We start from the raw sequence: 18,764 nt of genomic DNA on the forward strand, positions 1-18,764 counted from the left end.
CTCAAAAAAAGCAAACGCCCGCGGGCGCTTCACACTTTATCCGCAGCCTGCGCCTTGGCGGTCGGCAAGGTGAAACCGGACACCGAACGCCGCAGCTGGCTGGCCATTTTCGCCAGGTTGCCAATGCTCTCGGCGGTGGCGGTGGAGCCGGACGACGTCTGCGTGGTGATCTGCTGAATCACGTTCATCGTCAGGGAAATCTGACCGGCCGAAGACGTCTGTTGCTGCGCTGCGTTGGAAATACTCTGGATCAACGCGGCGAGGGTCTTCGACACACCTTCGATTTCTTCCAGGGCCACTCCGGCATCCTGCGCCAGACGCGCGCCGCGCACCACTTCGGTGGTGGTCTGCTCCATGGAAATCACGGCTTCGTTGGTGTCGGTCTGGATCGCTCGCACCAGGGTTTCGATCTGCCGAGTGGCGGCAGACGAGCGCTCGGCCAGCCGCTGGACTTCATCGGCGACCACCGCAAAACCGCGCCCGGCATCACCGGCCATGGAGGCCTGGATCGCCGCGTTGAGCGCAAGGATGTTGGTCTGGTCGGCAATGTCATCGATCAAGCTGACAATGTCGCCGATTTCCTGAGAAGACTCGCCGAGGCGTTTGATGCGCTTGGCGGTGTCCTGAATCTGCTCGCGAATATTGTCCATGCCGTGGATGGTGTTGTGCACCACCTCATTGCCCTTGTTGGCGATTTCCACCGAACGCTCGGCCACCGCCGAGGATTCGGCGGCGTTGGCCGAGACCTGGTCGATAGACTGGGCCATGTCGTTGATCGCGGTGGAGGCTTCGGCAATCTGCTGCGCCTGATGCTCCGAAGCCTGCGCCAGGTGCATGGCGGTGGCCTGGGTTTCCTGCACCGCGGCAGCGACCTGCCCAGCGGTGAGGTTGATGGTCGCCACCAGATCGCGTAGTTGGTCCACGGAATAGTTGATCGAGTCGGCGATGGTCCCGGTGAAGTCTTCAGTCACCGAAGCGGTCACGGTCAGGTCGCCGTCCGCCAGGTCTTCGATCTCGTCGAGCAGGCGCATGATTGCGTTCTGGTTACGCTCGTTCTTCTCGGCCGTTTCGCGCAGCTGACGATTGGTTTCGCGAACCATTACCAGGCCAATGAGGATGATCGACATCAGTGCCAGCAGGCCCAGCACATACCCGCCAATGGTGTGGGTGTTGCGCCCGCCGGCCAGGTTTTCGAAACCGCTGGCCAGCTGCGAGGCTTCGTCGAGCAGGGTCTGCGACAGGGTGAAAATATTGGTCGCCGATTCGCGGACTTTGAACAACTCCGGCGAGGTTTCGAGGATTTCATCCACCGAGCCCGAAACGAATTCGAACAGCTCGGAAATCTCGATCAACCGCGCGCGTGCGTCACGGTCTTCGACCTGGCTGACCTTAAGCGCCGCATTGCCTTGGAGCATGCCGGTGAGCACCTGACCGAATCGCGCAGCATCACGACCGAAAGCGTCGGCAGCCTGCTGCGAATTTTCATCACCGGACAACACGGTGTTCACTGCACCGAGAATCCGTTCAGCCAGCAGCGACTGACGCTGGGCCATGGCGACCTGTGCGGCAGGGGCACCGCGCTGCAGGAGAATTTCGACGACTTTTTCGTACTCGACCTGCAACTGCGGCACAGTTTCGGCCAGGGTCGCGGCGACTTGATGCAGCGACAGCACGGTCTGTTCGCTGGAAAGGATCGCATCGGTGTTTTTCAGCAGGTGTTCCCAGTCCAGTTGCACGGCGCGCATTTCCGGGCGCACGGTGGGCGGTGCCGGCGGCAGGCCGGTGGAAGGATCGCCTTTCTTCAAATAGCCCCAGCGTTGGGCAAAGTCATTGCGCGCATCGCTCAGCAGTTTGAACGCCGCTGCCTTGCCGGCAGCGGCTTCGGTGGCGTTCTTGGCAATGCGCTGGGATAGCACGCGCAGCTCGCCGGCGTGGCCGATGTACTGTTTATCGTACGTGGCCTGGGTATTGAGGTAAGCGAAGTTGGCGAACAGCAGCATGATGAAGACGATCAGCGCAATGAACAGCGCGATGATCTGTGACCGGCTGCGCGACCCTTCTGGCTTGCCTGTTTTTGCTTTTATCATCGGTCCTCGCCTGTTAACCAACACCTGTGAACCTTGCCGAGAACCCTGTGGGAGCGGGCTTGCTCGCGAAGGCGGTACACCAGTCGACATCACTGTTGAATGTGCCGACCTCTTCGCGAGCAAGCCCGCTCCCACATTGGATCTGCGCCGCGCCAGTTACACCGCGACGTGCATAAAGCTTTGCGCCTGCGCCAACGCAAACGGGCTGAACACCTGCCAGTTCTGCTCGCGCTGAAACCGGCCCTTGATAAACGGTGCAATCGGGCCACTCAAGGTATCTACCGGTTCCAGACTGTCCTGGGCAAAGTGCTGCAAGCCGAAAACTTCATCAACCATCAATCCGGCAAATACATCGTTATGCTCGACCACCAATACCCGGCGCTGCTTGCGCACGGCTGACAGCTCATGCCCAGGCTCATTACCAGAAAAGAAGCCGCACAAGTCGATGATCGGTAACAGACGCCCGCGCAAGTTGGCCACGCCCTTGACCCAGGATCTGACCCCCGGCAGCTGGGTGAACCGCGGCTCATGCAAGACTTCGCTGACTTCGCCCATGGGCGCGACGTACCAGTGTTCGCCCAGCCGAAAGCCGATGCCGCTCCAACTGTCTTGTCGGGTCGGCTGGGACGGCAAGTCCGCCGCCAGCAGACGACAGCGCTGGTCGATCTGCAGCAGCAGTTCGAAGGCAGTCAGCGACTCGGTCATGGCCGCACGATCAACCGGCCAGCACGTTGTTCAGGGTCTTGATCAGGGTGTCTTCGTCGACCGGTTTGGTCAGGTAATCCTTGGCGCCCTGGCGCGTACCCCAAACCTTGTCGGTTTCCTGATCCTTGGTGGTGATAATGATCACCGGGATGTGCCCGGTGTCCGGGTCTTTGGTCAGCTGGCGGGTCGCCTGGAAACCGTTGAGGCCGGGCATGACGATGTCCATCAGCACCGCGTCGGGTTTTTCCTGACGGGCCAGCGCCACACCGTCGGCACCGTTTTCGGCTTTCAACACTTCGTGACCGTGCTTTTCCAGCATGCCGGTCAGTTTGTACATTTCAGTCGGCGAATCATCGACGATCAGAATACGTGCCATGGTCTTCCCCATTCTTGTCGACGCCGGGCCCGCTGGCCGAGCGTCACTGTGCGTGTCCTACTGCGGCAAAACGGCGGCGAAGCCCGGTACATGGGCCTGGATCGCGTTCAGCAGTTCTTCCTTGCTGAAAGGCTTGGTCAAAAACTGATCAGAGCCGACGATGCGCCCCTTGGCCTTGTCAAACAGCCCGTCCTTGGACGACAGCATAATCACTGGCGTGGACTTGAACGCACTGTGGTTCTTGATTAAAGCGCAGGTCTGATAGCCATCCAGACGCGGCATCATGATGTCGACAAAGATGATGCCGGGGTGATTGTCGACAATCTTGGCCAGGGCATCGAAACCATCGATGGCCGTGATCACTTCACACCCCACGTTCTTCAACAGCGTTTCGGCGGTGCGGCGAATCGTCTTCGAATCGTCGATCACCATGACCTTCAGGGCGCTGGAATTCTGTTCCATAAATGCTCTGCCGTCGCCTTTGCGAATCAAATTGTCCATTTCCGATAACCGGAGGCTCGAAACCCTTGATGTTCAAGGGCCAGCACGATATGGCAGCCTTTTTAGCACAGTCTCCAACTCCAATCTATCGGGGGACTGGCGCAGTGGTTTTTCCTTGACCGGGAACACACTCAGCGCCACTCTGACGCCACTTTTTCATGTCCATTCGGGCACCAAATTTCGAGGAATAACCCATGAGCGTTCGCGTCGGGATTGTCATGGACCCTATTGCCAGCATTTCCTATAAAAAGGATAGCTCGCTGGCCATGCTGCTGGCCGCACAGAAGCGCGGCTGGGAACTGTTCTATATGGAACAGCGCGATTTGTATCAGGGCGAAGGCGAGGCCCGTGCGCGGATGCGTCCGTTGAAAGTCTTCGCCAACCCGGAGAAATGGTTCGAACTGGAAGCCGAGACCGACGCGCTGCTGAGCGATCTGGACGTGATCCTGATGCGCAAGGATCCGCCGTTCGACATGGAGTTCGTCTACTCCACTTACCTGCTGGAACAGGCCGAGCGTGCTGGCGTATTGGTGGTCAACAAGCCGCAAAGCCTGCGTGACTGCAACGAAAAACTGTTCGCCACGCTGTTCCCGCAGTGCACGCCGCCGACGGTGGTCAGCCGCCGCGCCGACGTGTTGCGTGAATTTGCCGCCAAGCACGGCGATGTGATCCTCAAGCCGCTGGACGGCATGGGCGGCACTTCGATATTCCGTCATCGCGCGGGCGATCCGAACCTGTCGGTGATTCTGGAAACCCTGACCGCGCTAGGCACCCAGCAGATCATGGGCCAAGCCTACTTGCCGGCGATCAAGGATGGCGACAAGCGCATCCTGATGATCGATGGCGAGCCGGTGGATTATTGCCTGGCGCGAATTCCTGCCGCTGGTGAAACCCGTGGCAACCTTGCCGCCGGTGGCCGTGGCGAAGCCCGACCGCTGACAGAGAAAGATCGCTGGATCGCTGCACAAGTCGGCCCGACCTTGCGCGAGAAAGGCCTGCTGTTCGTCGGCCTGGACGTGATTGGCGAGCATCTGACGGAAATCAACGTCACCAGCCCGACCTGCATTCGCGAGATTGATAACGCGTTTGGCACCGACATCGGTGGCCTGTTGATGGATGCCATCGATCAGAAGCTCAAGGCCCGTTGATATAGAACAGCCAAGAAACGACCAACATTGCGTTATCATCCGCGGCCTGTGAAAAACGTGATGTTGGTTTTTTTGTCATGACACTTCCGTCCGATCTGCCCGCTGAACTCGCCCACCGTGGCGTGCGCCCCGCCGATCGCCTCGGTTTTACCCTGTTTCTCGCGGCGCTGATTCACCTGGCTTTGCTGCTGGGCGTCGGGTTCACCATGGTCGAACCCAAGCAAATCAGTAAAACCCTGGAAATCACCCTCGCCACCTTCAAGAGCGAAAAGAAGCCGGAAAAAGCCGATTTCCTCGCCCAGGAGAATCAGCAAGGCAGCGGCACCCTGGATAAAAAGGCGATTCCCAAGACCACTGAGGTCGCGCCTTTCCAGGACAACAAGGTGCAGAAAGTCACCCCACCGCCGGCGGCCAAGCCCGAAGTGCGGGAAGCGGCGCCCAAGGCCGCCGTGACGACCGTCGCGCCAAAGCCGAAAAAAGCCCCGGCCAAAACCGAAGAACCCAAGCCCGTCACCAAACCCGCAGTGGCCGCGCCGACGTTCGACAGTGAACAGCTGTCCAGCGACATCGCCAGTCTGGAAGCGGAACTGGCCAACGAACAACAGTTGTATGCCAAGCGCCCGCGCATCCACCGCCTGAGCGCCGCGTCGACCATGAAAGACAAAGGCGCCTGGTACAAGGACGAGTGGCGCAAGAAAGTCGAGCGCATCGGCAACCTGAATTACCCGGACGAAGCGCGACGCAAGCAGATCTACGGCAATCTGCGCCTGTTGGTTTCGATCAACCGCGACGGCTCGCTGTTTGAGGTGTTGGTGCTGGAGTCATCCGGGCAACCACTGCTGGATCAGGCCGCCCAGCGCATCGTGCGGCTGGCGGCACCGTTTTCGCCGTTTGCCGGGGATTTGTCGGATATCGATCGTCTGGAAATTATTCGGACCTGGAAGTTTGCTCGCGGGGACAAGCTCTCCAGTAACTGACACTTCGCAAATTTCCCCTGTGGGAGCGAGCCTGCTCGCGAATGCGGTGTGTCAGGCAACATTTATGTCACTGACACTCCCTCTTCGCGAGCAGGCTCGCTCCCACATTTGATCTCGGTTGATTACAGGATTACGGCATTTCCCGTGCATCCCCAGCTTGTCAGTTCGCCCCTCCAACGCCACACTAGCGCTCATGAAGAACGTCAGCCCCAGCTACCTCAAGCATCACTTCCTGATCGCCATGCCTCATATGGTCGACCCGAACTTTGCGCACACCTTGACCTACATCGTCGAGCACACGGCCAATGGTGCCATGGGGCTGGTGGTCAATCGTCCGCAAGACCTCAATCTGGCCGATATCCTCGAGCAACTGCGCCCCGACATCGAACCGCCGGTGCTCTGCCAGCATGTGCCGATCTTCATCGGCGGCCCGGTGCAGACCGATCGCGGTTTTGTCCTGCACCCCTCGGGCAAGACGTTTCAGGCGACCGTTGATCTGGAGGGCGACCTTTCCCTTTCCACCTCCCAGGATGTGCTGTTCGCCATCGCTGACGGTGTCGGCCCGGCAAAAAGTGTGATCGCCCTCGGCTACGCCGGCTGGGAAGCCGGGCAGCTGGAAGCCGAACTGGCCCAGAACGCCTGGCTGACCTGCCCGTTCGAAGCCGATATTTTGTTCAACACCAGCAGCGAACTGCGCCTGGAAGCGGCAGCCAAGCACCTCGGGGTCAATCTCAGCCTGCTGACCAGCCAGGCGGGGCACGCCTGATGGCCCTGCGCCTGATTCTGGGTTTCGACTACGGCACCAAACAGATCGGCGTTGCGGTCGGCCAGGTGATTACCGGCCAGGCCCGCGAGCTGTGCACCTTGAAGGCACAAAACGGTATTCCTGACTGGAATCAGGTCGAAGCCCTGATTAAAGAGTGGAAGCCTGATGCCGTGGTGGTTGGCCTGCCCTTGAACATGGACGGCACACCGAGCGACATGTGCCTGCGCGCAGAGAAATTCGCCCGCCGCCTGAACGGCCGCTACAACCTGCCCTTCTATACCCACGACGAACGCCTGACCACCTTCGAAGCCAAGGGTGAACGGCGCGATCGTGGCGGACAAAAGGGCAGCTACCGCGACAACCCGGTCGACGCCATCGCCGCCGCCCTGCTGCTGCAAGGCTGGCTCGACGAAAACAGCGCACTGTTCGAATCCTGAAGAGCCGTACCTCGCCTCTATTAGATACAACCCGAGCCACATCCGCCAAGACCCGGCTCGGGCCCAAGAAGGAGCAACCATGAGCCTGCCCAATCCCGCCGAACTGATCAGCCAGATGGCGATCCGTCTCAAGGCACACCTGGAACACCGTGGCATCAGCGAACCGCGTTACATCGGTATTCGTACCGGCGGCATCTGGGTCGCCCAGGCGTTGCTCGATGAACTGGGCAGCGACTCGCCCCTGGGTACCCTCGACGTGTCCTTCTACCGCGACGACTTCAGCCAGAACGGTCTGCACCCGCAAGTGCGCCCGTCCGCGCTACCGTTCGAGATCGAAGGCCAGGACCTGGTGTTGATCGACGACGTGCTGATGAGCGGTCGGACCATCCGCGCCGCCCTGAACGAACTCTTCGACTACGGTCGCCCGGCCAGCGTGACGCTGGTGTGCCTGCTGGACCTGGACGCCGGCGAGCTGCCGATCCGCCCGAACGTGGTCGGCGCGACCCTGTCGCTGGCGGCCCACGAGCGCGTGAAGCTGTCCGGCCCGGAGCTTGCGCTTGAACTGCAAGACCTCGCCCTTTAATTCGCCCTATTGAGAGTCCCCCTCGCGATGACGCCTCTAGAAACCAAGCGCCCGCTGCAGCTCAATGATCAGGGCCAGCTGCGCCACTTCCTCTCGCTCGACGGTTTGCGCCGCGAGCTGCTGACGGAAATCCTCGACACCGCCGACTCGTTCCTCGAAGTCGGCGCCCGGGCGGTGAAGAAAGTCCCGTTGCTGCGCGGCAAGACCGTGTGCAACGTGTTCTTCGAGAACTCGACCCGCACCCGCACCACTTTCGAACTGGCGGCCCAGCGCCTTTCGGCGGACGTGATTACCCTGAACGTGTCGACCTCGTCGGCGAGCAAGGGCGAAACCCTGCTCGACACGCTGCGTAACCTTGAAGCCATGGCTGCTGACATGTTCGTCGTGCGTCACGGTGATTCCGGTGCGGCGCACTTCATCGCCGAACATGTCTGCCCGCAAGTGGCGATCATCAACGGCGGCGACGGCCGTCACGCCCACCCGACCCAGGGCATGCTCGACATGCTCACCATCCGTCGGCACAAGGGCGGCTTCGAAAACCTCTCGGTGGCCATCGTCGGCGACATCCTGCACTCGCGGGTGGCGCGCTCGAACATGCTGGCCCTGAAAACCCTCGGTTGCCCGGACATCCGCGTGATCGCGCCGAAAACCCTGCTGCCGATCGGCATCGAGCAATACGGTGTGAAGGTCTACACCGACATGACCGAAGGCCTGAAAGACGTCGACGTGGTGATCATGCTGCGCCTGCAGCGCGAACGCATGACCGGCGGCCTGCTGCCGAGCGAAGGCGAGTTCTACCGCCTGTTCGGCCTGACCACCGCGCGCCTGGCCGGGGCCAAGCCGGATTGCATCGTCATGCACCCGGGGCCGATCAACCGCGGGGTGGAAATCGAGTCGGCGGTGGCCGACGGCCCGCACTCGGTGATTCTCAACCAGGTCACCTACGGCATCGCGATTCGTATGGCTGTGTTGTCCATGGCCATGAGCGGGCAGACTGCCCAGCGCCAATTCGAGCAGGAGAACGCCCAGTGAAGCTCAGCATTCTCGGCGCCCGCGTCATCGATCCAAGCAGTGGTCTGGATCTAGTAACCGATATTCACGTTGAAGCCTGCAAGATCGTCGCCCTTGGCGCGGCACCGGTCGGTTTTGTCCCGGTCGAGACCATCGACGCCAAAGGTCTGGTGGCCGCGCCTGGCCTGGTTGACCTGAACGTCGCCCTGCGCGAGCCGGGTTACAGCCGCAAAGGCTCGATTGCCAGCGAAACCCGCGCCGCTGCGGCCGGCGGTGTCACCAGCCTGTGCTGCCCGCCGAAAACCAAACCGGTGCTGGACACCTCGGCCGTGGCCGAACTGATCCTCGACCGCGCCCGCGAGGCCGGCAACACCAAAGTCTTCCCGATTGGCGCCCTGAGCAAAGGCCTGGACGGCGAACAGCTTGCAGAGCTCGTTGCCCTGCGCGATGCCGGTTGCGTGGCCTTCGGCAACGGCCTGGAGAGTTTCCGCAACACCCGCACGCTGTGCCGGGCGCTGGAATACGCCGCAACATTCGACCTGACCGTGATTTTCAACTCTCAGGACCATGACCTGGCCGAAGGTGGCCTGGCCCACGAAGGCCCGACCGCCAGCTTCCTCGGTTTACCCGGGATTCCGGAAACCGCTGAAACCGTGGCTTTGGCCCGGGATCTGCTGCTGGTCGAGCAAAGTGGCGTGCGCGCGCACTTCAGTCAGCTCACCAGCGCTCGTGGCGTGGCCCTGATCGCTCAGGCCCAGGCTCGCGGGCTGCCGGTGACCGCCGATGTGGCTTTGTATCAGCTGATCCTGACTGACGAAGCGCTGATCGACTTCAGCAGCCTCTATCACGTCCAGCCGCCGCTGCGCACCCGCGCCGACCGCGACAGCCTGCGTGAAGCTGTGAAATCGGGTGTGGTATCGGCGATATCCAGTCATCACCAACCCCACGAGCGGGACGCCAAACTGGCGCCGTTCGGTGCCACCGAGCCGGGCATCAGCAGCGTGGAACTGCTGCTGCCGTTGGCGATGACACTGGTGGTAGACGGTTTGCTGGACCTGCCAACGCTGTTGGCGCGCTTGAGTGCCGGACCTGCCGAGGCGTTGCGCCTGCCGGCGGGCAAGCTGGCGGTAGGTGGACCGGCGGACATCGTGCTGTTCGATCCGACGGCTTCGACCGTGGCCGGTGAGACCTGGCTGTCCAAGGGCGAAAACTGCCCGTTCATTGGCCACAGCTTGCCGGGTGTGGTGCGTTACACCCTGGTGGATGGGCGGATTAGCCACCAGGCGTAAAACGAAAAGATCGCAGCCTGCGGCAGCTCCTACACGGGAATATGCATTTCCCTGTAGGAGCTGGCGAAGCCTGCGATCTTTTGATCTTTGCTGTTATCGACGCTGCGCATTGCGAATCGACACCTGATCATTCAGCGTCCAGAAGTCATACAGCACCCCCAGAAAGAACAACCCGCCCGTCACCAGGTACAGCAACCCGCTGATCCACTTCCCCTGATACATCCGGTGTACGCCAAATACCCCAAGAAACGTCAGCAGAATCCACGCCACGTTGTACTCGATAGGTCCGGCGGTAAAACGCAGGTCTGCTTCGCGATCCATGGCTGGGATCAGAAACAAATCAATCAGCCAACCGATACCCAACAAACCGAGGGTGAAGAACCAGATCGTCCCGGTCACCGGCTTGCCGTAATAGAAACGGTGAGCGCCGGTAAAACCCAAAATCCACAGCAGGTAACCAATTACTTTGCTGTGCGTGTCTTGCTGCGGAACGGGCTGTTGATAGGTGTTCATGAAGGACCTCGATTCACACGATAGATAAATATTCTTGAATTCTTTGTGACTTTTTTACAGGTGACCGACGTATGGCATCTGCTACCGTGTCTCACGTCAAAGCCTTGTAGCACCTGACTTGTGTCCGACAATTGCGTCAATTTTCTGCTTATTTGGTTCCGTTGTCCGAAAGTTGAATCGACCAACGGCCTCGGAAGGGGCAAAAAAGCTGTTATAAAGTTGCGCGCTAACTTATATGAGCCTTGCCTAATGCGTCCATTTTTCAAGACATGGCTAACCATTTGCCTTTTGATGCCACTGGCCGCCCACGCCACCAATCGTGAGCAACGTCTTCCTAACGTTAATGGTTACACCCAAAAATCCCATGTTTCTGCTCCTTCGAGCAAAAACAAACAGACCGTAAAACGCGCTCCCCAACTGAACAGCAAAAGCAGCCTGGTTCCGCCGATGGCGACCAAGGAAAGCAGCAACGTGCTGAGCCGCGCAGTTAACGTCCTCGGTACTCCGTACCGTTGGGGTGGCAGCAGCCCAAGCAAAGGGTTCGATTGCAGTGGCCTGGTGAAATACGCGTTCAACGACGCCACTTTTGACCTGCCGCGCACCTCCAACGCCATGGCCAGCGGCCATGGCGAGAAAGTCGATCGCAAGGATCTGAAGCCTGGCGACCTGATTTTCTTCAAGCTCAAGAGCCGTCGGGTCAATCACGTTGCCATCTACCTGGGCAACGACCGCTTCATCCACGCACCACGCCGTGGCAAGTCGGTGAGCATCGACACTCTGAAGAAACCTTACTGGGAAAGCCACTACGTGGTTGCCAAGCGGGTTCTGCCGAAAGAGAAGAACACCTTACAGGTTGTTCAGCGCTGATTTGAAGCAAGATCAAAAGATCGCAGCCTGCGGCAGCTCCTACACGGGACTATGCATTTCCCTGTAGGAGCTGCCGCAGGCTGCGATCTTTTGCTTTAAGCCTCAAAAACCATCCGGCGAACGCGCCTTCTCCCGCGCCTGCTCGCGACTGATCAACCCCTTGGTCACCAGCTCCTTCAAGCACATATCCAGCGTCTGCATGCCCAGGTTGCCCCCGGTCTGAATCGATGAGTACATCTGCGCCACCTTGTCTTCGCGGATCAGGTTACGGATCGCTGACGTGCCGAGCATGATTTCGTGGGCGGCGATCCGCCCGCCGCCGATCTTTTTGACCAGCGTTTGCGACACCACCGCCAGTAACGACTCGGAAAGCATCGAACGGACCATCGACTTCTCATCACCCGGAAACACGTCCACCACCCGGTCGATGGTTTTTGCCGCTGATGTCGTGTGGAGCGTGCCAAACACCAGGTGACCGGTTTCGGCGGCGGTCAACGCCAGGCGAATGGTCTCGAGATCCCGCATCTCACCGACCAGAATCACGTCCGGGTCCTCCCGCAGGGCCGAGCGCAGCGCCGTGGCGAAACTGCGCGTATCACGATGGACTTCACGCTGGTTGATCAAGCATTTGCGCGACTCGTGGACGAACTCGATCGGGTCTTCAATCGTGAGGATGTGCTGATGGCGATGGGTGTTCAGGTGATCGATCATCGCCGCCAGGGTGGTGGACTTGCCGGAACCGGTCGGGCCGGTCACCAGCACCAGCCCCCGCGGTGCTTCGGTAATTTTGCGAAACACTTCCCCCATACCGAGGTCGTCCATGCTCAAGACCTTGGACGGAATGGTCCGGAACACCGCGCCGGCACCACGGTTCTGGTTGAACGCGTTAACCCGAAAGCGTGCCACGCCGGGCACGTCAAAGGAGAAGTCGGTTTCCAGGTGCTTTTCGAAGTCCACCCGCTGAGTGTCGTTCATGATGTCGTAGATCAGGGCCTGAACCTGCTTGTGGTCCAGGGCCGGCAAATTGATGCGCCGCACATCGCCATCGACGCGGATCATCGGCGGCAGGCCGGCGGACAGGTGCAGGTCGGACGCTCCTTGTTTAGCGCTGAAGGCCAGCAGCTCAGTGATATCCATAGCGCTCCTCAATTCCAGTAGAATGCCGCCAACCTTCAGACCGCTGGCGCCTCTTGATGTCCACGATAGCAGACAACATTCTTCAGGTTAGTTCACGCATCCACGCCGCTGCCGTCGCCGCAAAGCGCGACGAAGACAGCGTCCAGCTGCTGGCCGTGAGCAAGACCAAGCCGGCCGAGGCCGTGCGTGAAGCGCATGCTGCCGGTATCCGCGACTTTGGCGAGAACTACCTGCAGGAAGCCCTGAGCAAACAGCTCGAATTGGCCGACCTGCCCTTGATCTGGCACTTCATCGGCCCCATTCAATCGAACAAGACTCGCGCTATCGCCGAGCACTTCGCTTGGGTGCATTCCGTGGATCGTTTGAAAATCGCACAACGCCTGTCCGAACAACGTCCTGCCGATTTGCCACCCCTGAACATCTGCATCCAGGTCAACGTCAGCGGTGAAGCCAGCAAGTCCGGCTGCACCCCGGCCGACCTGCCTGCCTTGGCCAATGCCATCAGCGAACTGCCACGCCTCAAGCTGCGCGGGTTGATGGCAATCCCCGAGCCGACTGAAGATCGCGCCGCCCAGGATGCCGCTTTTGCTGCCGTGCAGCGCCTGCAAGCCAGCCTGAACCTGCCGCTCGACACACTTTCCATGGGCATGAGCCACGACCTCGAGTCGGCCATCGCCATGGGCGCCACCTGGGTCCGCATCGGTACGGCCCTGTTTGGTGCTCGCGACTACGGTCAGCCATAACTTGGCTGACTCACCTCTCTATAAGGACCTGACATGAGCAAGACTCGTATTGCCTTTATCGGTGCCGGCAACATGGCCGCCAGCCTGATCGGTGGCCTGCGCGCCAAAGGTCTGGACGCCGCGCAGATCCGCGCCAGTGATCCGGGCGCCGAAACCCGCGCTCGCGTGAACGCTGAACACGGTGTTGAAGTATTCGCCGACAACAGCGACGCCATCCAGGGCGCCGAAGTCATCGTACTGGCGGTCAAACCCCAAGCGATGAAAGCCGTCTGCGAAGCCATTCGCCCAAGCCTCAAGCCAAATCAACTGGTGGTCTCGATTGCTGCCGGCATCACCTGCGCCAGCCTGAACAACTGGCTCGGCGCGCAACCGATCGTCCGTTGCATGCCCAACACCCCGGCGCTGCTGCGTCAGGGCGTGAGCGGGTTGTTCGCCACGGCCCAAGTGACTGCCGAACAACGCCAGCAAGCTGAAGAGCTGCTGTCGGCCGTCGGCATTGCCCTGTGGCTGGAGGAAGAGCAGCAACTGGACGCGGTCACCGCCGTTTCCGGCTCGGGCCCGGCGTACTTCTTCCTGCTGATCGAAGCCATGACCGCCGCCGGCGTGAAACTGGGCCTGCCGCCGGAAACCGCTGCACAACTGACCCTGCAAACCGCCCTTGGCGCAGCGCAAATGGCGGTTGCCAGCGATGTCGACGCTGCGGAACTGCGTCGCCGCGTGACCTCGCCCGCGGGCACGACGGAGGCGGCGATCAAGTCGTTCCAGGCTGGTGGCTTCGAAGCCCTGGTAGAAAAAGCACTCGGCGCCGCTGCGCACCGCTCAGCCGAGATGGCTGAACAGCTCGGTCGCTAATCAGCTCTTACAAAGGAATCAATGATGCTCGGACTCAATGACGCTGCCATTTTCATCATCAAAACCCTGGGCAGCCTGTACCTGCTGATCGTGCTGTTGCGCTTCATCCTGCAACTGGTTCGGGCGAATTTTTACAATCCGCTCTGCCAGTTCATCGTGAAAGCCACTCAACCCCTGCTCAAACCTCTGCGCCGGGTTATCCCGAGCATGTTCGGACTGGACATGTCGTCGCTGGTGCTGGCGCTGATCGTGCAGATGCTGCTGATAGCGGTCATCCTGCTGCTCAAAGGCTTTATGGTCGACTGGGTGCTTTTGGTGCCTTGGGCATTGATCGCACTCTTCTCGCTGTTTTTGAACATTCTGTTCTACGCGATGATCATCAGTGTGATTCTGTCCTGGGTCGCGCCGGGGAGCCATAATCCGGGCGCAGAGTTGGTTGCTCAGATCACAGAACCGGTACTCGCCCCGTTCCGCCGGATCATTCCAAACCTGGGTGGCCTCGACATTTCGCCGATCTTCGCGTTTATCGTGATCCAGTTGCTGCAAAGCTGGCTGATCCCACGCATTGCGTACTTTGCCTTGATGCCGCAGGGGCTGCTCGGCCTGGTCTGACCCGGTGAGCGATCGTTCACACGCTCTGCGTGGGAGCGATCGTTAGCGGCGGGGAAGTTAGCTTGCTGCTAAAGGCAGCGGTCTTTAGACTTACGCCTCATTTCAACGAGAGCAGGGTCGATGCCAGCTGCCTTCCCCACCGATTCTGTTGGTCTGGTGACGCCGCAAGTGGCGCACTTCAGCGAACCCCTGGCCTTGGCCTGCGGCCGTTCGCTCCCAGCTTATGACCTGATCTACGAAACCTACGGCACGCTGAACGCCACGGCGAGCAACGCCGTGCTGATCTGCCACGCCCTGTCCGGCCACCACCACGCTGCCGGTTTCCACAGCCCCGACGACCGCAAACCCGGTTGGTGGGACAGCTGCATCGGCCCCGGCAAACCAATCGACACCAGCAAGTTCTTCGTGGTCAGCCTGAACAACCTCGGCGGTTGCAACGGCTCCACCGGCCCGAGCAGTATCAACCCGGACACCGGCAAGCCGTTCGGCGCCGATTTCCCGGTGCTGACCGTGGAAGACTGGGTTCACAGCCAGGCGCGCCTGGCTGATGTGCTCGGCATCAGCCAATGGGCTGCCGTTATTGGCGGCAGTCTCGGTGGTATGCAGGCCATGCAGTGGAGCATCACGTACCCTGATCGCATTCGGCACTGCCTGGCCATCGCCTCGGCACCCAAGCTGTCGGCGCAGAACATTGCCTTCAACGAAGTGGCGCGCCAGGCGATCCTCACCGACCCCGAATTCCACGGCGGTTCGTTCCAGGAAGCGGGCGTGATCCCCAAGCGCGGTTTGATGCTGGCGCGGATGGTCGGGCACATCACGTACCTGTCCGACGACTCGATGGGCGAGAAATTCGGCCGGGGCCTGAAGAGCGAAAAGCTCAACTACGACTTCCACAGCGTCGAGTTCCAGGTCGAAAGCTACCTGCGTTATCAGGGCGAAGAGTTCTCCGGTCGTTTCGACGCCAACACGTACCTGTTGATGACCAAGGCGCTGGACTACTTCGACCCGGCGGCGAATTTCGACGATGACCTGGCGAAAACCTTCGCCAATGCCCAGGCCAAGTTCTGCGTGATGTCCTTCACCACCGACTGGCGCTTCTCCCCTGCCCGCTCGCGGGAACTGGTGGACGCACTGATGGCGGCCAGGAAAGACGTCTGCTACCTGGAGATCGATGCTCCGCAAGGCCATGACGCCTTCCTGATTCCGATCCCGCGCTACTTGCAGGCGTTCAGCAACTACATGAACCGTATTTCGCTTTGAGGAAGACATGAGAGCCGATCTGGAAATCATCCAGGAATGGATACCCGCCGGCAGCCGCGTGCTCGACCTCGGTTGTGGCGACGGCGAATTGCTGACCTGGCTGCGTGACAACAAGCAAGTCACCGGCTATGGCCTGGAAAACGACCCGGACAACATCGCAGAGTGTGTGGCCAAAGGCATCAACGTCATCGAGCAGGACCTGGACAAGGGCCTGGGCAACTTCGCCAGCAACAGCTTCGACGTCGTGGTCATGACCCAGGCACTGCAAGCCGTGCACTACCCGGACAAGATCCTCGAGGAAATGCTGCGGGTCGGTCGCCAGTGCATCATCACCTTCCCCAACTTCGGTCACTGGCGCTGCCGCTGGTACCTGGCGAGCAAGGGCCGGATGCCGGTGTCCGATTTTCTCCCGTATACCTGGTACAACACGCCAAACATCCACTTTTGCACCTTCGAAGACTTTGAAGCGTTGTGCCGCGAACGTGAAGCCAAGGTCATTGATCGGCTTGCCGTGGATCAACAACACCGCCACGGGTGGGCCAGTAAGCTATGGCCTAATCTGTTAGGTGAGATCGGTATTTACCGCGTCAGCAGCCCAGGGCTGCAGGATCACAAAATCGCGGTCTGAACCACGACATTCCAAGGAGAACGATCATGGGTCGTCTAGCGCTGTTTGTACTTACTGCCTGCCTGAGCATTACCACCATGGCCGCCGATGTTATCAAGGGCGAGCGCAAGGAAACCTTTGGCGACGTGACGGTGCATTACAACACCTTCAACTCGACCTTCCTGACACCTGATATCGCTAAAGCCGCGGAGCTCACCCGCAGCAAGAACCAAGGTGTGATCAACGTTTCGGTGATCAAGGAAGGCAAACCGCTGATGGCTCAGGTCAGCGGCGCGGTCAAAGACCTGACCAGCCAAAGCATCCCGCTGAAGTTCAAACAAATCACTGAAGCAGGCGCGGTGTACTACATCGCCCAGTTCCCGGTGGATCAGCAGGAAATCCGCACCTTTGACATCAAGGTGCAGACTGGCGACAAAACCAACACCATCAGTTTCCAACAAGAGCTTTTCCCCGGCCAATGATGAATTTCACGCAACTCGTACTGGCCAGCCATAACGCCGGCAAACTCAAGGAACTTCAGGCCATGCTCGGCGAGTCGGTGCAACTGCGCTCGATCGGCGAGTTCAGCAGTGTCGAGCCTGAAGAAACCGGCCTGTCGTTCGTCGAAAACGCCATCCTCAAGGCCCGCAATGCCGCGCGCATCTCCGGCCTGCCGGCGCTGGCCGACGATTCGGGGCTGGCCGTGGATTTCCTCGGCGGTGCGCCGGGTATCTACTCCGCCCGTTACGCCGATGGCCAGGGCGATGCGGCGAACAACGCCAAACTGCTCGATGTGTTGAAAGACGTGCCGCAAGACGAACGCGGTGCGCAGTTCGTCTGTGTGCTGGCGCTGGTGCGTCATGCCGACGATCCGTTGCCGATCCTCTGCGAAGGCCTGTGGCACGGGCGTATCCTGCCGGCGGCCAGCGGTGAGCACGGTTTTGGTTACGATCCGCTGTTCTGGGTGCCGGAGCGCGATTGCTCCAGCGCCGAACTGAGCCCGAGCGACAAGAACCTCATCAGCCACCGCGCCCGTGCAATGGATCTGCTGCGCCAGCGTCTGGGCCTGAAATGATCCACGACTCATCCGCGTCGCCGCTGATCTTCGGCGGCGCCGCACAATCGCCTCGGGCCGCGCTGCCAACGCTGCCGCCCTTGGCGCTGTACATCCACATCCCGTGGTGTGTGCGCAAATGTCCTTATTGCGACTTCAATTCCCACACCGCCAGCCCGGTGCTGCCGGAGCAGGAGTATGTCGACGCGTTGCTGGCTGATCTCGATCAGGATTTGCACGCGGTCTACGGCCGTGAGCTGAGCTCGATCTTCTTTGGTGGCGGCACGCCGAGCCTGTTCAGCGCCGAAGCCTTGGGCCGTTTGCTCAACGGCGTAGAGCAGCGCATCCCGTTTGCCAGCGACATCGAAATCACCCTGGAAGCCAATCCCGGGACGTTCGAGCAGGAGAAATTCCTCGCCTATCGCGCGCTGGGCATCAATCGCCTGTCGATCGGCATCCAGAGTTTTCAGGAAGAGAAGCTCAAGGCGCTGGGGCGGATTCACAACGGTGACGAAGCGGTACGTGCCGCTGGCATGGCGCGTCAGGCCGGGTTCGATAACTTCAACCTGGACTTGATGCATGGCTTGCCGGATCAGTCGCTGGACGATGCGTTGAGCGACCTGCGCCAAGCCATCGCCCTGAAGCCGACTCACTTGTCCTGGTATCAGCTGACCCTGGAACCGAACACGGTGTTCTGGAACCAGCCGCCGACGCTGCCGGAAGACGACACGCTGTGGGACATTCAGGAAGCCGGCCAGGCGCTGTTGGCCGAGCACGGTTACGCACAATACGAAGTCTCGGCTTATGCGCAGCCCGGTCGTGCGGCGCGGCATAACCTCAATTACTGGAGTTTCGGCGACTTCATCGGCATCGGTGCCGGGGCTCACGGCAAGCTCAGCCATCCGGACGGGCGCATCGTCCGTACCTGGAAGACCCGTCTGCCGAAGGACTACCTCAACCCGGCCAAAAGCTTCAAGGCCGGGGAAAAAGCCCTGACCAATGAAGAACTGCCGTTCGAGTTCCTGATGAACGCCTTGCGCCTGACCGAGGGCGTTGATTCGCGTCTGTATCCGGAGCGCACCGGGCTGAGCCTGGAAAGCCTCGCCGAAGGCCGCCGGGTCGCCGAACAAAGTGGCCTGTTGCAGGTCGAACCGTCACGTCTGGCGGCCACCGAGCGCGGACAACTGTTTCTCAATGACTTGCTGCAGACATTTCTGAGCTGATTTCAGCCTTAAGGGA

22 protein-coding genes are annotated in these 18,764 nt (G+C 60.3%); 16 read left to right on the forward strand and 6 right to left on the reverse strand.

The features are described 5' to 3' along the window. Nucleotides 1-29: 29 nt before the first annotated feature. From ACYZTX_RS27900 to pilG, 4 genes are all read right to left on the reverse strand, one after another. The gene (locus ACYZTX_RS27900) at nt 30-2,087 is read right to left on the reverse strand and encodes a methyl-accepting chemotaxis protein (RefSeq protein WP_462036713.1); all 2,058 of its coding nucleotides are present in this window, start codon (nt 2,085-2,087) and stop codon (nt 30-32) included. Between the two features lie 156 nt (nt 2,088-2,243). Continuing rightward, on the reverse strand, nt 2,244-2,792 hold the full coding sequence (locus tag ACYZTX_RS27905) for a chemotaxis protein CheW (protein ID WP_462036714.1): 549 nt from the start codon (nt 2,790-2,792) through the stop codon (nt 2,244-2,246). Nucleotides 2,793-2,802: 10 nt separating this feature from the next. Then, complete coding sequence (gene pilH / locus ACYZTX_RS27910; RefSeq protein ID WP_109635579.1) at nt 2,803-3,168, reverse strand: twitching motility response regulator PilH; 366 nt, start codon at nt 3,166-3,168, stop codon at nt 2,803-2,805. Nucleotides 3,169-3,225: 57 nt separating this feature from the next. Continuing rightward, nucleotides 3,226-3,630: a twitching motility response regulator PilG gene (pilG, locus tag ACYZTX_RS27915; RefSeq protein WP_462037123.1), complete on the reverse strand. Its 405-nt coding sequence runs from the start codon at nt 3,628-3,630 to the stop codon at nt 3,226-3,228. A gap of 233 nt (nt 3,631-3,863) precedes the next feature. Here pilG and gshB point away from each other — a divergent pair, with 233 nt between their 5' ends. The 7 genes from gshB to ACYZTX_RS27950 all read left to right on the forward strand — a co-directional run bounded on the left by gshB (nt 3,864) and on the right by ACYZTX_RS27950 (nt 9,880). Further along, nucleotides 3,864-4,817, forward strand: a complete 954-nt coding sequence (gene gshB / locus ACYZTX_RS27920) for a glutathione synthase (protein ID WP_462036715.1) — start codon at nt 3,864-3,866, stop codon at nt 4,815-4,817. Between the two features lie 77 nt (nt 4,818-4,894). Next, entirely contained in the window at nt 4,895-5,794 is a 900-nt protein-coding gene (locus tag ACYZTX_RS27925) for an energy transducer TonB (protein ID WP_462036716.1), read from the forward strand. 193 nt (nt 5,795-5,987) lie between these two features. Next, nucleotides 5,988-6,560 (forward strand): YqgE/AlgH family protein, encoded by a 573-nt coding sequence (locus ACYZTX_RS27930; RefSeq protein ID WP_462036717.1) that lies wholly within the window; start codon nt 5,988-5,990, stop codon nt 6,558-6,560. After that, nucleotides 6,560-6,997, forward strand: a complete 438-nt coding sequence (gene ruvX, locus ACYZTX_RS27935) for a Holliday junction resolvase RuvX (protein WP_090178626.1) — start codon at nt 6,560-6,562, stop codon at nt 6,995-6,997. Before ACYZTX_RS27930 ends, ruvX begins: the two co-directional genes overlap by 1 nt. 79 nt (nt 6,998-7,076) lie before the next feature. Next, nucleotides 7,077-7,580: a bifunctional pyr operon transcriptional regulator/uracil phosphoribosyltransferase PyrR gene (gene pyrR / locus ACYZTX_RS27940; protein WP_462036718.1), complete on the forward strand. Its 504-nt coding sequence runs from the start codon at nt 7,077-7,079 to the stop codon at nt 7,578-7,580. A 27-nt stretch (nt 7,581-7,607) separates the two neighbouring features. Further along, nucleotides 7,608-8,612, forward strand: coding sequence for an aspartate carbamoyltransferase catalytic subunit (locus tag ACYZTX_RS27945; RefSeq protein WP_007897943.1), 1,005 nt, complete (start codon nt 7,608-7,610; stop codon nt 8,610-8,612). Further along, the gene (locus ACYZTX_RS27950) at nt 8,609-9,880 is read left to right on the forward strand and encodes a dihydroorotase (protein ID WP_462036719.1); all 1,272 of its coding nucleotides are present in this window, start codon (nt 8,609-8,611) and stop codon (nt 9,878-9,880) included. The genes ACYZTX_RS27945 and ACYZTX_RS27950 overlap by 4 nt, the downstream gene beginning before the upstream one ends. A 93-nt stretch (nt 9,881-9,973) precedes the next feature. Here the strand turns inward: ACYZTX_RS27950 and ACYZTX_RS27955 are convergent, their stop codons facing one another. Continuing rightward, nucleotides 9,974-10,393, reverse strand: coding sequence for an NINE protein (locus ACYZTX_RS27955; RefSeq protein ID WP_462036720.1), 420 nt, complete (start codon nt 10,391-10,393; stop codon nt 9,974-9,976). 249 nt (nt 10,394-10,642) lie between these two features. Between ACYZTX_RS27955 and ACYZTX_RS27960 the strand changes: the two genes are divergently transcribed. Continuing rightward, nucleotides 10,643-11,260: a C40 family peptidase gene (locus ACYZTX_RS27960; protein ID WP_462036721.1), complete on the forward strand. Its 618-nt coding sequence runs from the start codon at nt 10,643-10,645 to the stop codon at nt 11,258-11,260. 102 nt (nt 11,261-11,362) lie between these two features. On the opposite strand, the gene ACYZTX_RS27965 is transcribed toward ACYZTX_RS27960, so the two are convergent. After that, nucleotides 11,363-12,397, reverse strand: a complete 1,035-nt coding sequence (locus ACYZTX_RS27965; protein ID WP_462036722.1) for a type IV pilus twitching motility protein PilT — start codon at nt 12,395-12,397, stop codon at nt 11,363-11,365. 56 nt (nt 12,398-12,453) lie between these two features. Between ACYZTX_RS27965 and ACYZTX_RS27970 the strand changes: the two genes are divergently transcribed. The 8 genes from ACYZTX_RS27970 (at nt 12,454) to hemW (ending at nt 18,748) form a co-directional block, all read left to right on the forward strand. Then, nucleotides 12,454-13,140 (forward strand): YggS family pyridoxal phosphate-dependent enzyme, encoded by a 687-nt coding sequence (locus tag ACYZTX_RS27970; protein WP_462036723.1) that lies wholly within the window; start codon nt 12,454-12,456, stop codon nt 13,138-13,140. 33 nt (nt 13,141-13,173) lie between these two features. Further along, on the forward strand, nt 13,174-13,992 hold the full coding sequence (gene proC, locus ACYZTX_RS27975; RefSeq protein ID WP_462036724.1) for a pyrroline-5-carboxylate reductase: 819 nt from the start codon (nt 13,174-13,176) through the stop codon (nt 13,990-13,992). A 24-nt stretch (nt 13,993-14,016) separates the two neighbouring features. Next, nucleotides 14,017-14,604: a YggT family protein gene (locus tag ACYZTX_RS27980; protein ID WP_462036725.1), complete on the forward strand. Its 588-nt coding sequence runs from the start codon at nt 14,017-14,019 to the stop codon at nt 14,602-14,604. 120 nt (nt 14,605-14,724) lie between these two features. Continuing rightward, the gene (gene metX, locus ACYZTX_RS27985; protein ID WP_462036726.1) at nt 14,725-15,864 is read left to right on the forward strand and encodes a homoserine O-succinyltransferase MetX; all 1,140 of its coding nucleotides are present in this window, start codon (nt 14,725-14,727) and stop codon (nt 15,862-15,864) included. A gap of 7 nt (nt 15,865-15,871) precedes the next feature. Beyond that, a complete protein-coding gene (gene metW, locus ACYZTX_RS27990; protein ID WP_462036727.1) occupies nt 15,872-16,492 on the forward strand; it encodes a methionine biosynthesis protein MetW in 621 nt (206 codons plus the stop codon). 26 nt (nt 16,493-16,518) lie between these two features. Further along, nucleotides 16,519-16,953, forward strand: coding sequence for a DUF4426 domain-containing protein (locus ACYZTX_RS27995; RefSeq protein ID WP_462036728.1), 435 nt, complete (start codon nt 16,519-16,521; stop codon nt 16,951-16,953). After that, nucleotides 16,950-17,546, forward strand: coding sequence for an RdgB/HAM1 family non-canonical purine NTP pyrophosphatase (rdgB, locus tag ACYZTX_RS28000; protein WP_462036729.1), 597 nt, complete (start codon nt 16,950-16,952; stop codon nt 17,544-17,546). Before ACYZTX_RS27995 ends, rdgB begins: the two co-directional genes overlap by 4 nt. After that, nucleotides 17,543-18,748: a radical SAM family heme chaperone HemW gene (gene hemW / locus ACYZTX_RS28005; protein WP_462036730.1), complete on the forward strand. Its 1,206-nt coding sequence runs from the start codon at nt 17,543-17,545 to the stop codon at nt 18,746-18,748. The genes rdgB and hemW overlap by 4 nt, the downstream gene beginning before the upstream one ends. Nucleotides 18,749-18,764: the final 16 nt, after the last annotated feature.

It is taken from the genome of Pseudomonas sp. MDT1-17 (genome assembly GCF_054898105.1).

Excerpts from the sequence above, each read along its gene's own strand:
- metX (WP_462036726.1), top strand. The coding sequence starts at position 14,725 with ATGCCAGCTGCCTTCCCCACCGATTCTGTTGGTCTGGTGACGCCGCAA.
- rdgB (WP_462036729.1), top strand. The coding sequence starts at position 16,950 with ATGATGAATTTCACGCAACTCGTACTGGCCAGCCATAACGCCGGCAAA.
- ACYZTX_RS27900 (WP_462036713.1), bottom strand. The coding sequence starts at position 2,087 with ATGATAAAAGCAAAAACAGGCAAGCCAGAAGGGTCGCGCAGCCGGTCA.
- proC (WP_462036724.1), top strand. The coding sequence starts at position 13,174 with ATGAGCAAGACTCGTATTGCCTTTATCGGTGCCGGCAACATGGCCGCC.
- pyrR (WP_462036718.1), top strand. The coding sequence starts at position 7,077 with ATGAGCCTGCCCAATCCCGCCGAACTGATCAGCCAGATGGCGATCCGT.
- metW (WP_462036727.1), top strand. The coding sequence starts at position 15,872 with ATGAGAGCCGATCTGGAAATCATCCAGGAATGGATACCCGCCGGCAGC.
- ACYZTX_RS27905 (WP_462036714.1), bottom strand. The coding sequence starts at position 2,792 with ATGACCGAGTCGCTGACTGCCTTCGAACTGCTGCTGCAGATCGACCAG.
- pilG (WP_462037123.1), bottom strand. The coding sequence starts at position 3,630 with ATGGAACAGAATTCCAGCGCCCTGAAGGTCATGGTGATCGACGATTCG.
- ruvX (WP_090178626.1), top strand. The coding sequence starts at position 6,560 with ATGGCCCTGCGCCTGATTCTGGGTTTCGACTACGGCACCAAACAGATC.
- ACYZTX_RS27995 (WP_462036728.1), top strand. The coding sequence starts at position 16,519 with ATGGGTCGTCTAGCGCTGTTTGTACTTACTGCCTGCCTGAGCATTACC.
- ACYZTX_RS27965 (WP_462036722.1), bottom strand. The coding sequence starts at position 12,397 with ATGGATATCACTGAGCTGCTGGCCTTCAGCGCTAAACAAGGAGCGTCC.
- ACYZTX_RS27980 (WP_462036725.1), top strand. The coding sequence starts at position 14,017 with ATGCTCGGACTCAATGACGCTGCCATTTTCATCATCAAAACCCTGGGC.
- ACYZTX_RS27930 (WP_462036717.1), top strand. The coding sequence starts at position 5,988 with ATGAAGAACGTCAGCCCCAGCTACCTCAAGCATCACTTCCTGATCGCC.
- ACYZTX_RS27955 (WP_462036720.1), bottom strand. The coding sequence starts at position 10,393 with ATGAACACCTATCAACAGCCCGTTCCGCAGCAAGACACGCACAGCAAA.
- pilH (WP_109635579.1), bottom strand. The coding sequence starts at position 3,168 with ATGGCACGTATTCTGATCGTCGATGATTCGCCGACTGAAATGTACAAA.
- ACYZTX_RS27945 (WP_007897943.1), top strand. The coding sequence starts at position 7,608 with ATGACGCCTCTAGAAACCAAGCGCCCGCTGCAGCTCAATGATCAGGGC.
- ACYZTX_RS27960 (WP_462036721.1), top strand. The coding sequence starts at position 10,643 with ATGCGTCCATTTTTCAAGACATGGCTAACCATTTGCCTTTTGATGCCA.
- hemW (WP_462036730.1), top strand. The coding sequence starts at position 17,543 with ATGATCCACGACTCATCCGCGTCGCCGCTGATCTTCGGCGGCGCCGCA.
- gshB (WP_462036715.1), top strand. The coding sequence starts at position 3,864 with ATGAGCGTTCGCGTCGGGATTGTCATGGACCCTATTGCCAGCATTTCC.
- ACYZTX_RS27970 (WP_462036723.1), top strand. The coding sequence starts at position 12,454 with ATGTCCACGATAGCAGACAACATTCTTCAGGTTAGTTCACGCATCCAC.
- ACYZTX_RS27925 (WP_462036716.1), top strand. The coding sequence starts at position 4,895 with ATGACACTTCCGTCCGATCTGCCCGCTGAACTCGCCCACCGTGGCGTG.